The 11,861-nt window shown below is 61.6% G+C and carries 11 protein-coding genes; 7 read left to right on the top strand and 4 right to left on the bottom strand.

Annotated features, from left to right (window positions below):
- Window positions 1–99: 99 nt before the first annotated feature.
- Genes N2602_RS15440 through fabI form a run of 4 tightly spaced genes read left to right on the top strand, consistent with a single transcriptional unit; the run spans window position 100 to window position 5,322 of the window.
- Window positions 100–2,328: a DUF3141 domain-containing protein gene (locus tag N2602_RS15440; protein ID WP_260383170.1), complete on the top strand. Its 2,229-nt coding sequence runs from the start codon at window positions 100–102 to the stop codon at window positions 2,326–2,328.
- Window positions 2,329–2,357: 29 nt separating this feature from the next.
- Window positions 2,358–3,320 (top strand): phosphate acetyltransferase, encoded by a 963-nt coding sequence (locus N2602_RS15445; protein ID WP_212256502.1) that lies wholly within the window; start codon window positions 2,358–2,360, stop codon window positions 3,318–3,320.
- A gap of 5 nt (window positions 3,321–3,325) precedes the next feature.
- Window positions 3,326–4,537, top strand: a complete 1,212-nt coding sequence (locus tag N2602_RS15450; RefSeq protein WP_260383171.1) for an acetate/propionate family kinase — start codon at window positions 3,326–3,328, stop codon at window positions 4,535–4,537.
- A complete protein-coding gene (gene fabI, locus N2602_RS15455; protein ID WP_025035483.1) occupies window positions 4,534–5,322 on the top strand; it encodes an enoyl-ACP reductase FabI in 789 nt (262 codons plus the stop codon). The genes N2602_RS15450 and fabI overlap by 4 nt, the downstream gene beginning before the upstream one ends.
- 166 nt (window positions 5,323–5,488) lie before the next feature.
- Here the strand turns inward: fabI and N2602_RS15460 are convergent, their stop codons facing one another.
- The 4 genes from N2602_RS15460 to N2602_RS15475 form a co-directional block, all read right to left on the bottom strand.
- Window positions 5,489–5,947 carry a MaoC family dehydratase gene (locus tag N2602_RS15460; RefSeq protein ID WP_260383172.1) on the bottom strand — a complete coding sequence of 153 codons (459 nt, stop codon included), beginning with the start codon at window positions 5,945–5,947 and terminating at the stop codon, window positions 5,489–5,491.
- A gap of 12 nt (window positions 5,948–5,959) precedes the next feature.
- A complete protein-coding gene (locus N2602_RS15465; RefSeq protein WP_260383173.1) occupies window positions 5,960–6,610 on the bottom strand; it encodes a 3-oxoacid CoA-transferase subunit B in 651 nt (216 codons plus the stop codon).
- 4 nt (window positions 6,611–6,614) lie between these two features.
- Complete coding sequence (locus N2602_RS15470; protein ID WP_035999395.1) at window positions 6,615–7,262, bottom strand: CoA transferase subunit A; 648 nt, start codon at window positions 7,260–7,262, stop codon at window positions 6,615–6,617.
- Between the two features lie 1,024 nt (window positions 7,263–8,286).
- Window positions 8,287–8,502 (bottom strand): hypothetical protein, encoded by a 216-nt coding sequence (locus tag N2602_RS15475; RefSeq protein WP_172784579.1) that lies wholly within the window; start codon window positions 8,500–8,502, stop codon window positions 8,287–8,289.
- Window positions 8,503–9,192: 690 nt separating this feature from the next.
- Between N2602_RS15475 and N2602_RS15480 the strand changes: the two genes are divergently transcribed.
- The 3 genes from N2602_RS15480 to N2602_RS15490 all read left to right on the top strand — a co-directional run bounded on the left by N2602_RS15480 (window position 9,193) and on the right by N2602_RS15490 (window position 11,832).
- The gene (locus N2602_RS15480) at window positions 9,193–9,438 is read left to right on the top strand and encodes a hypothetical protein (RefSeq protein WP_172784580.1); all 246 of its coding nucleotides are present in this window, start codon (window positions 9,193–9,195) and stop codon (window positions 9,436–9,438) included.
- A gap of 290 nt (window positions 9,439–9,728) precedes the next feature.
- Window positions 9,729–10,769: a serine/threonine protein kinase gene (locus N2602_RS15485; protein WP_260383174.1), complete on the top strand. Its 1,041-nt coding sequence runs from the start codon at window positions 9,729–9,731 to the stop codon at window positions 10,767–10,769.
- Between the two features lie 37 nt (window positions 10,770–10,806).
- Window positions 10,807–11,832, top strand: a complete 1,026-nt coding sequence (locus N2602_RS15490; RefSeq protein ID WP_260383175.1) for a nucleotidyltransferase family protein — start codon at window positions 10,807–10,809, stop codon at window positions 11,830–11,832.
- The last annotated feature ends 29 nt before the right edge of the window (window positions 11,833–11,861 follow it).

Genomic DNA, 11,861 nt, shown 5'->3' on the forward strand with positions numbered 1-11,861 from the left:
GATAAAGGCCTCCCAAGCGTGCAGATGATCTTGACCTAGATCAACGTTCGTCCTCGCCCAGCGCCGTCAATTGGCGAGGGCGACGGAGAGGTCGAGAACATGTCCATGGACAACGTACAAATTCCGGGCGGCCCCATGTCGGGGCTGGTCGCCTCGGCAGTCGAATACCTGGTCGATGCGGGACAGCGCAGTGTCCTGTTCCTGGATATCATGCGCCGGCGCGGGGATCAGTACAGGCAGCATGTCGCGCAAACCGCGCCGCATGTTCTGCAATATGCGGCCGAATTGATCATGGACGGGCGCCAGCTCGCCGAACCCGTCAATTACGCGCTGGTACGCATCGTTCCGCCTGCCAACGTCGAGATCGACATGAGCCGGCGGCCGTTCGTCGTGGTCGATCCACGTGCGGGCCACGGCCCCGGCATCGGCGGCTTCAAGGCCGACAGCGAGATCGGGGTGGCGATGAAGGCAGGCCATCCCTGCTACTTCATCGGATTCCTGCCGGACCCGATGCCCGGTCAGACCATCGAGCGCATCGCGCGTGCCGAAGCCATCTTCATAGAAAAGGTCATGAGCCTTCACCCGGATGCCGACGGCAAGCCCTGCGTGATCGGCAATTGCCAGGCCGGATGGGCCGTCATGATCCTGGCCTCGCTGCGTCCCGAACTGTTCGGCCCGCTGATCATCGCCGGCGCGCCACTGGCCTATTGGGCCGGCGTGCACGGAAAATATCCGATGCGCTACTCGGGCGGGCTACTTGGCGGAAGCTGGCTGACGGCGCTGACGTCTGACCTCGGCGCTGGCAAGTTCGACGGCGCATGGCTGGTGCAGAACTTCGAGAACCAGAACCCTTCGAATACGCTCTGGACCAAGCAGTACAACGTCTATTCCAAGGTCGACAGCGAGGCAGATCGCTACCTCGAATTCGAGCGTTGGTGGGGCGGCCACGTCAATTTGAACGCCGAGGAGATTCAGTTCATCGTCGATGAGCTGTTCGTCGGCAATAACCTCGCCGCCGGCAACATCGAAATGTCCGATGGCCGGAAGGTTGATCTTCGCAACATCAGATCCCCGATCGTGGTGTTCTGCTCGGAGGGCGACAACATCACACCGCCGCAGCAGGCGCTGCATTGGATCCTCGATTGCTATGCCGATGTCGATGAGATCAGGGCCTACGGCCAGACCATCGTCTACACCGTGCACCAGAGCATCGGCCATCTCGGCATCTTCGTCTCCGGCGGCGTTGCCAAGAAGGAGCACGCGGAATTTTCCAGCAACATCGACCTCATCGACGTTCTGCCGCCCGGGCTCTATGAAGCAACATTCGAGGCGAAGGACGAGGAAACCGCAAGTTCGGATCTGGTCGTCGGCCAGTGGGTGATGCGATGCGAGGCACGGACGCTCGACGACATCCGCGCCATGGGCGGCAATTCGCCCGAGGACGAGCGACGCTTTGCCACCGCCAAGCGGATTTCGGAAATCAACCTGGCGGCCTATCAGAAATTCGTCCAGCCGTGGGTCAAGCGCATGGTGACACCACGGATGGCGGAATGGGCTCACAACATGCATCCGCTGCGGCTGCAATACGAGCTGTTCAGCAGCCAGAATCCCTATATGGCGGCGGTGAAATCATTGGCCGAGAAGGCCGCCGAGGAGCGCAAGCCGGTCGCTGCGGACAATCCGTTCCTGGCGTTCCAGGAGCAGATCTCGAAGCAGGTCGTTCACGCCCTCGACAGCTGGCGCGATTCACAGGAGGCACTCAGCGAAGCGATGTTCCTCAGCGTCTACGGATCCCCGGCACTCCAGGCGGCGGTCGGGATCGACCCGACGTCCACGCCGTCGCGTCGGCGTGAGATGTCCGCCGAGCATCGCGCCATGCTCGAGAGGCGAATCGCCGATCTGAAGTCGCGGATCGGTGAAGGCGGCCTCCGTGAAGCGGCGCTGCGCGCTTTGCTCTATGTCGGCTCGGCACGGGGGATGGTGGACGAGCGCAGCATCGAGGCTCTGCGCCAGGTTCGCCGGGATCATGGCGGCGCACGCATGTCGCTTGCCGAGTTCAAGATGCTGGTACGCGAGCAGTTCTTCATGCTGTTGCTCGATCGAGAATGGGCGCTCGCCGCAATACCGAAATTGCTGCCTGACGACATGAACGTTCGTCGCGCAGCATTTGAAGCGATCGAGCAGGTGCTGTCAGCCAGTGCGGATGTCACGGGCGAGCGCGCAAACCGGCTGCGGCAGATCGCTGGCCTGTTTGGCCTCGAGACCGCGGACGGTTCCGAAAGGGCGTCGAACGTTGCCCCTTTTGATCCCAAGGCGAAGGCATCGTAGCGCGAGTTGTGAGGATCGGGAGCGACATCATGTCAGCAGATGCGACGGCCACGCAGTCTCCCAGCAAGTATGATCGCCTGATCGCCGCGGCCAAGGCGATCCCGCCGACGCCGACCGTCGTCGTGCATCCCTGCGACGAGACATCCTTGCGGGGCGCCGTCGACAGCGCGTCTGCCGGCATCATCCGGCCGCTCCTGGTCGGGTCGGAGCGCAAGATCAGGGATACGGCTGCCAGGTTCGGCCTGGACATCGCGGGTTGTGAGATCGTGGATGCCGCACACAGCGACGATGCCGCCGCGAAGGGTGTCGAATTGATCCATGCCGCGCGCGGCGAATTGCTCATGAAGGGCAGCCTCCACACCGACGAGCTGATGCGGGCCGTCACGGCCAAGGTCGGGGGATTGCGGACCGACCGGCGCATCAGCCACGTTTTCGTCATGGATGTGCCGGCCTACGCCGAGACGATCTTCGTCACTGACGCCGCGATCAACATCTTCCCCGATCTGGACGCCAAGCGGGACATCATTCAGAACGCGATCGACCTCTACAATCAGGCGGGCTTCGGCAAGTCGCCGCGGGTGGCCATCCTTTCAGCAGTCGAAACCGTCACGTCGAAAATTCCCTCCACCATCGAGGCCGCGGCGCTCTGCAAGATGGCGGATCGCGGCCAGATCACGGGCGGCGTGCTCGACGGGCCGCTGGCCTTCGACAATGCGATCGACCTCGAATCGGCGCGGATCAAGGGCATCAAGTCCGAGGTGGCCGGCCGCGCTCAGATCCTGGTCGTGCCCGACCTCGAAGCGGGCAACATGCTGGCCAAGAACCTCGCCTATTTCGCCAAGGCCGACGGCGCCGGCATCGTGCTCGGCGCGCGTGTACCCGTGGTCCTGACCTCGCGTGCGGACAGCCCAAGAGCGCGGATGGCGTCCTGCGCGGTTGCTGCACTTTATGCTCACGCGCGGCGCCAGAAGGCGCCGACTATCGCGGCGTGACCGCCATGGACAGCATCCTCGTCGTCAACGCCGGCTCATCCAGCGTCAAGTTCCAGGTCTTTGCGATCGAGGGAGAGGGCATTCTGCGCCGCCTGATCAAGGGGCAGGTGGACGGCATCGGCAGCCGGCCGCGCTTGCGGGCAAGCAGGCCAGGCAACGATCCCATGGCGGATCGGGCCTATCCCATCGAGGCCATTCCGGACGTGCCGGCGGCGATGGACATCGCGGGGACATGGCTCCGGAACGAAGCGCGTATCCATCCGTTGGCGGTCGGGCATCGCGTCGTCCATGGCGGGCCTGATTATGAGCGGCCGGTTCTGATCGACCACGGCGTGGTGGCGCGGCTGGAGCGTTTCGTCACGCTGGCGCCGCTGCATCAGCCGCACAATCTGGCGCCGATCCGCTCGATCCTGGCCAATTTCCCGACGATACCGCAGGTCGCTTGCTTCGATACCGCGTTTCACCGCACCCACGGTCCACTGGCCGATCACTACGCCATCCCCCACCAGCTCCACGCTGAAGGTGTGCGGCGCTACGGCTTTCACGGGCTCTCCTATGAGTACATCTCCAGGACCCTGCCGCAGATCGCGCCAGACATCGCAAAGCGCCGGGTGATCGTCGCCCATCTCGGCAGTGGCGCGTCGATGTGCGCGATGAAAAATGGGCTGAGCGTCGAGAGCACGATGGGATTCACCGCGCTCGACGGGCTGCCGATGGGCACGCGCCCGGGCCAGCTCGATCCGGGCGTCGTGCTGTATCTGCTGTCGGAGAAGGGAATGACGGCAGCGAAGGTGCAGGATTTTCTCTATCGCGATTGCGGATTGAAGGGGCTTTCCGGGATCAGCAACGACATGCGCGAGCTGGAGGCGAGCCTCGATCCAAAAGCGAAGCTGGCGGTGGACTATTTCGTCTATCGCATCGGCCTCAATGCCGGCATGCTGGCGGCGGCGCTGCAGGGGATCGATGCCTTCGTCTTCACCGCCGGCATCGGCGAGAACTCGAGTGGCATCCGCGCACGTGTGGCGGAGCAGCTCGGCTGGCTTGGCGTGGCACTCGACCCTGCCGAGAACACGCGCCATTCGCGGCTGATATCGACAAGGACGAGTCTCGTTCCGGTCTACGTCGTCCCGACGGACGAGGAGCTCATGATCGCGCAGCACACGCTGACGCTGTTGATGAACGGCCAATCGCCCACCAGACAAGAGAGGGTGTCATGATTCCAGTATTTCCGGACAGCAAGGTCGCTCTGAAGGGGAAGAAGGGCCTCGTCGTCGGCATCGCCAACGACCAGTCGATCGCCTGGGGCTGCGCCAGGGCGTTTCGCGCCCTCGGCGCCGATCTCGCCGTCACCTATCTGAACGATCGTGCCAAGAAGCACGTCGAGCCGCTGGCGCAGGCCCTCGAAGCGCCGATCTTCCTGCCGCTCGACGTCATGGTCGAAGGCCAGACCGAGGCGGTATTCGAGCGGATCAAGTCGGAGTGGGGGCAACTCGATTTCCTGCTTCATTCGATCGCCTTCTCGCCGAAGGAAGCACTGCATGGTCGCGTGGTCGATGTCGGCCGCGACGGCTTTCTGAAGACCATGGACGTCTCCTGCTGGTCGTTCCTGCGGATGGCACATCTTGCCGAACCCCTGATGAAGAACGGCGGCACGATGTTCACCATGACCTATTACGGCAGCCAGATGGTGGTGGAGAACTACAACATCATGGGCGTCGCCAAGGCGGCGCTCGAGGCCGCGGTTCGCTATGCCGCGGCCGAGCTCGGTCCGAAGGGCATCCGCGTGCACGCGATCTCGCCAGGACCGCTAGCGACCCGCGCGGCCTCGGGCATTCCGGAGTTCGACGAACTGATGGACAAGGCGCAATCCAAGGCACCCTCGCGCAGCCTCGTCAGCATCGACGATGTAGGCAATGCCACCGCGTTTCTGGCGCTCGACGGCGCCAAGCTGATCACCGGTGGCGTGCTCTACATCGACGGCGGCTATCACATCATCGATTGAGCGCGGGTTGCCGCCGCGCTGAGCAGACCGGCGACCCATGGGCTGATGTGGCATATTGCAGGTGTTTTGCCCGACGGTGCAACCGGGCTCTGGAGCGAAAAAAGAAAACCGCAGTCAAATCAACCACATGTCTACTGTGCATGGGGTTGTTTTTCGACTTTTTGATTCACCGATAGTGCAGTGCGATCAATTCGGCCACGCAGGCCGGCTTCTTGCCGCTCTCGATCTCGATCACGAGGTGGTAGTTGACGCGCAGCCCATCCGGCGGCACGTCCTCTGCTTCCGCAATCGTGACCCGGCCGCGCAGCTTCGAGCCCGCCGGCACCGGCGCGAGATATCGGATGCGGTCAGCACCGTAGTTCAGCGTGTTGCGCAGGCCTTTCAGGCCGATGACCGAGCGGATGAATAGCGGGGCAAGGGCAAGCGAGAGCAGGCCATGGGCGATGGTCTTGCCGCCCGGCATCTCCTGCTTGGCGCGCTCCTGGTCGACATGGATCCATTGCTCGTCGCAGGTCGCCTCGGCGAACTGGTTGATGCGGTCCTGCGTGATCTCGATCCAGTCGCTGGCACCGATCTCAGTGCCGACCGCGGATTTGATCTCGTTGAAGTCGCTGAATATTCGCATGAGTTGACCCGTTTAGATCCTCATCTCCGGAACATTGTCGGGAATGGCGAGGTCGGCCTCCGTCAGCGCCAGAACCTCGCCGACGCTCAGGCCGGGCGCTGTTTCCAGCAACGTCGGCTTGCCATCGGGAAAACCGATCACGGCCATGTCCGTCACGACGAGGTCGACCGGGCGTGCCGAGGTCAGCGGCAGCGAGCATTTCGCCACGATCTTCGACTTGCCCTTGGCGGCGTGCTGCATGGCGACGATCACGCGCTTGGCGCCGGTGACGAGGTCCATTGCGCCGCCCATGCCGGGAACCATCTTGCCCGGGATCATCCAGTTGGCGAGATGGCCATGCGCATCGACCTGGAGGCCGCCGAGCACGGTGATATCGACGTGGCCGCCGCGGATCAGTCCGAACGACATCGCGCTGTCGAACGTGGAGGCGCCCGGCAGCGCGCTGATCGGGCGCCCACCGGCATCGGTGAGTGTCGGATGCGCCATGCCCTGCTCGGGGATCGGCCCGGTGCCGATCAGTCCGTTCTCTGACTGGAAGAAGACCTTCAGGTCCGACGGCACGTAATTGGCGACCAGCGTCGGAATTCCGATGCCGAGATTGACGAGATTGCCGTTCCTCAGCTCCTTGGCGACGCGCCGGGCGATGATGATCTGGGGATCCATGGTGTCACCCATTGGTGATGAGATAGTCGACGAGCGGCGCGGGGGTGACGACGTGATCGGGTGCAATCACGCCGACCGGGACGATATGCTCCGCTGTCACGATGACGGTGTCGGCCGCCATCGCCATGACCGGGTTGAAATTTCGGGACGTGAGCGCGTAGGCGAGGTTGCCGAGGTAATCGGCGAGGAAGGCGTGCACCAATGCGAATTGCGCCCGCAGCGCCGTCTCCAGCAGGAACGGCTTGCCGTCGACTTCGATCTGACGCTTGCCTTCGGCCACGAGCGTTCCGACGCCGGTCGGCGTCAGCACGCCGCCGAGACCGCATCCGCCGGCGCGAATGCGCTCGACGAAGGTGCCTTGCGGCACGAGATCGACGGCGATCTGGTTCGCCAGCATCTGCTGCTGCGCCTTCGGATTGAGGCCGATATGCGTTGCCGTCAGCTTCGACACGAGGGCCTGATCGAACAGCTTGCCGACGCCCTTGCCGGGCGTGGCCGCGTCATTCGAGATCAAGGTCAGACCTGTCTTCCTCTGGCGCACGACCTCGTCGAGCAGCCGCTCCGGCGTTCCGACTCCCATGAAGCCGCCAACCATGACGCTGGCGCCCGCCGGGATCATCGCAACGGCTTCTTCGACGGATACGGCCTTCATGATCGAAACTCCCGGTCGGCCGACGATGGCTGAAGGGCGGTAAAGTGCGGATGTTGGCGGGTGGGGGGCGGGCTCCCTTGATCTGGGTCAAGGCTTCCGGATCATTCCGCTCCGGCTGCGTCGATGCCGAAGCTTTCGAGTGTCTCGCGCCAGAGCTTGCGAACGCCGACGTGGCGCTGCTCGAGTGCCGCGCTTGCCGCAGCTCGGCATGGAGCGCGGTCGGGGCTACGCAGCCGCGCTGCACAGATTTGCTGCATGGCGATACGAATTGCAGCAATCTGCGCTGCAATAACGCGCTTCGCGGCGCTCGCGCGCAAGCATGACAGCTACATCGTCGTCGGCATGCCTGACCGCTGGTCGACACCACCAATCTCGATAGCATCTATCCGACCAATGTCGCGGCGTGCAGCTGCAGGCAGGCCGTATCGACACTTGTTTCTCGCTAGAGCTTGCTGTTCCAAATTGGCCCGTGATGGATTGGAGCGCGACCGCGGCCTTGAGACGCCGGGAGCGCCGAACTCCCCTACATCAACGAAGATCCAGAAAGAACGCTTGCAATTCCATGCGGGTCTTCAATTCCAGGGAGCATGGTCGTCAGAAATGCCTTGAGCTGCGGATACCTTGCATGTGATGTCTCATGCTCGGGCCCTTCGGGCGCGCGATGCCGACGCTGATCGTCGTCTTTGTCCGGAGCGCCGTGCTTCCGCCCTTCGTACTCTCTCGCGGAGCCGCCTCAATTGAGCCAGCAGGCTCACGAGCTTGATCTTTGTGTCACGCAGAACAGCCAGGCTGCAAACCCCACTACTCACTACAACACCCCCAAACAGGCCCTTGCCGAATTCCTGACGGAAGCTCGGATTTGTGGCGACATGCCAACAACGTCTAAGCGATGGCCGCCGGAGGCGTCGGTTCGTTTTGCGACAATGCGCGAAAATATTCTCAGGGGTTGCAATGCGTTGCAGCAGCAACGCGCTATCGGAAGGAGCATTTGGATACGCTCTCCGAAGCGCGCGCGTCATTTGCATCAGCACGTTGGCGCCGTACCAGCGGCCGCTACCGTTCTGACGATCGCCTCCTCGACCCAGGCCTCGCGGGCAAACCAGTTGTGATTGGCCCGACAGTCCGGACAAAGAGTATTGCCGAAAAACACGATGCTTCGCAGGAAAGTCTCACGATCGGATTTGATGCCGGTAGGAATCGCGCGGCCGGATTGCGGACACTTGACCATGATCATGCCCATACGAGCCTCCCTGAAACAGGCGTTTGTCGAGCAAAAGGGCCGGCCGGCTGGAGTGCGCTCTCGTCGGTGCGGGTGACTTGGGGGGCATCGCACCTGGGGTCGTTGTTCGAGCAAAGGGCAGCTTGCTCGTGACGACGCTTCTCCAACCGACCGGATTCCTGCTTGGCGAATTCTTGGGATACTGCCGGCTTTCGCCGCAATACCGAATGATGTCCGACCTCAACCGAAAGCTTCTGGAAGGCGCCAAATAATCGTCGTGTCGAAATACCCGCGACTTCGTGCGGAACGTTCCCCCTGCAACGAAACCATCAATTTCCCCTCGACGGACAGGTCAGCCAACCGGATCACTGGTGTCACTCCCCTCGGTGCAGTTCGTTAACTATTCTCTTTTTCATTTAATGTGCAAATTAAAATTGGCGTTGTCGGTCTGATTTGCGACTCTCGGCTGATTTATTTTATGCGCGGCGCGATGCATTGCCGAAGAACGTCAGTCCTTTTCTCCAGGCTTCAGCAGCCCTCATTCTCAAGTCAGTTCGGCGCGTGCTGCGCTTTACCGGTTGTGCTGAATGGTCGCACCAGGTTCAAATATGAAACAAATTTTGATTATAAGAAAAATCAGTAAATCTCGTTGTTAATTGCTGCCGATCACGTAAGCTAAAGTCGTCCAGGTTTCTTCGGCTGGAGGAGACGATGTGGGAATTAATTCTTAACGAGTACAACCTCACCTCGGAGCCGCTGCAGTTGGCTCAGATGCGCGCAGAATTGGTCAACATTGGCGAGAAGGAGCGTATTCTGAGAGAACGAAGTGCCGATCGCGAAGCTTATCGGTACCTCTTGGATGCTCATCGGTTGACCGCCAGAGCGAGCCTCCCTGGAGAGCAGGGGTTGAACATTTCTCCTCAAGACGGGGGCAAGGACGGTCAGCTCGCGGCATGACCGGCCGGATTGACGTGTCGAAGCGAGCCGGACCGGGTGGCGTGTATTCGGGTGAATGGAAATCGCAGCGTCGCAGGCCGGGCTAGATTGAATGTCGCAGGCGGCGGCCGTTCGCTTGTCGGGTGCCGCGACAACATCGCATCCCGGAGGCTGTCGCCGCCTCGCCGGCACAGGCGCGGCAGAATGGGTTCACATTGGTGGAAGGCGTGCTGGAAAGATCGTCGGCAGAGATAGAGATAGTGTTGAGACCGGCTCCGGATGCAGTATTCGCGCTGTTGGATGGCCGAGCAATGATCTTCAGCGAAGCCGGGCAGAAGATCTTTGAACTCGACCGAGTAGGGGCATTCATCTGGTGTAAATTGGGGAAAGGCGCCTCGCTGGGAGACGTTTATCGGGCGCTTGCAGCGCAAGGCATTGACGAGCACGCGGCACGCCAGTTCACGCGACAGGCCGTAGATGTCTGGATCGATCGAGCGTTGCTCGAAGTCGATTGGCGAATGCCGACCGATTGCGTCTTCTCAGCTCATCTGGGTCGGCACAAAATAAGCGTCCGGGCTGCAAATCGGGACCTCTTGAGACGGCTGCTGTCGCCATTTTGTGTTTCGGACCAGAGTGCCGGCGGCGACGGCGACATCGCGATCGAGGCAATGATGCTGGATGAGCAAGTGTTCCTGCGCGCGGAGGATTCCACCATTTCCAGATGCGAAGTCGAAGCATTGGCCCCTATGATCAAAGCTCACGTCACCGAGCGGCTTATTCGAAGCGATCGTTGGGTATTCTCCCTACATGCCGCTTCTCTCGTGAAAGACGGCATGGGCCTGCTGTTATGCGGCCATCCGGGAGCTGGAAAATCTACCCTCACGCTGCAGCTGGTGGACGCCGGATTCCGGTACGCAGGCGATGACGTCGCGCTGGTTGGCGCCGACGGAACGATCTGCGGAGTCCCGTTTGCGATCACCCTCAAGGAGGGATCGTGGGACTTACTCTCGCGACTACATGGCGATCGCTATGACGCGACGCATTGCCGCTCCGACGGCGTTCGGGTGCGGTACGTACCCATTCCGGATGCACAGAACGAAAGCTTCTCCACAGGCTGGATCATCTTCTTGAACCGGGTCGCGAGCGGGCCGGCCGAACTGACCGCAATAGATCGTTTGGACGCGATGAAGCGGCTCATCGAGAACGCATTTTCCAGCGATGGTAGACTGTCGCAGACTGGCTTTTTGGCTCTAAAGCGGATGGTCGCGGGCGCGCAATCGCTTCAACTAACCTACTGCGAGGCTGGAGAGGCTCGGCATCTGCTTAGGGAATTGTGCTATGGCAAGGCATAGCAGCGCGCTCACGAGCCTCTGCAATTGCTTGCGGGGCATGCCGCCGGTCGAAGTAGAGTGGACGTCCGTCATCGGACTTGCAAATCAGACCCTGACGACGCCGGCGCTCATCGACCTTGTCGACAAATTCGCATCGATGCTGCCGGAGGACGTCTGCGCCTATATTCGCCATATCCACCGCCGAAATGGGTTGCGCAATGACCGCCTCGTCGTTCAACTCGAAGAGGCCGTCGTTGCTCTGAATGGTCACGGCATTACGCCGGTTCTACTCAAGGGGGCATCGACACTGGCGACCGCGCCCGAGGCGCGAAGAGGCGTTCGGATTATGTCCGATCTGGACATCATGGTCATGCCGGACGACGCCAGAACGGCAGTCGCCGCGCTAAGTGGAATTGGTTACGATATTCATGAGCAGACCCCTCCCGAAAGCCGGAGATGGCATGTCGATCTGAATCGCCCGCAGGACGTCGGGTCCATCGACCTGCAAGAGGCAGCTCCAGGGCCTGCGTACCTCTACCAGAACTTCGGGCATGTGCTGAACCATTGTGTTCCTGCGCCGCTCGGACAGGCGAGCGTATATATCCCCACGCCTATCTTCCAAGCGGTCACGTTGATCGTCCACGATCAGTTTCAGGACTATGGTTATTGGCTCGGCGACCTCGACCTGCGGCACCTTGTTGAATTGCGCGATCTAAACGCTTCCGCCGAACCTCTCGATTGGGAGAAGCTGACCTCTCTTGCCTCGAGCGACTTGATGAGGAACGCGGTCGAAACTCAGCTGATCGCTCTTGCCGAGCTGCTTGGCGTCGACATTCCGCATGCGTTGCGCTCCCGACTGATTCCTCGCCTCCAGTTCATGCGACAGGTGATGCAGGCACGTTTTCCGGCTACACGCGTTCCCTTCCTCGCAATGATGGTACTGGATCTCGGAAATCATCGGAAAGCGGCACGCGGCGCCGGGCAAGCTGCTGTGCATCCGCGTGGACTGTGGTCCCTACCAAGGGTGGACACCGTGCAGTTCCTGTTGAAGGCGGCCTTCGCGGAGCGCGCAGGGAAGGTCTAGATCACAAATGCGTTCGGTCGGGCGGCAGG

The sequence above is a fragment of the Bradyrhizobium sp. NC92 genome, from assembly GCF_025200865.1.
Lineage (GTDB): Bacteria > Pseudomonadota > Alphaproteobacteria > Rhizobiales > Xanthobacteraceae > Bradyrhizobium.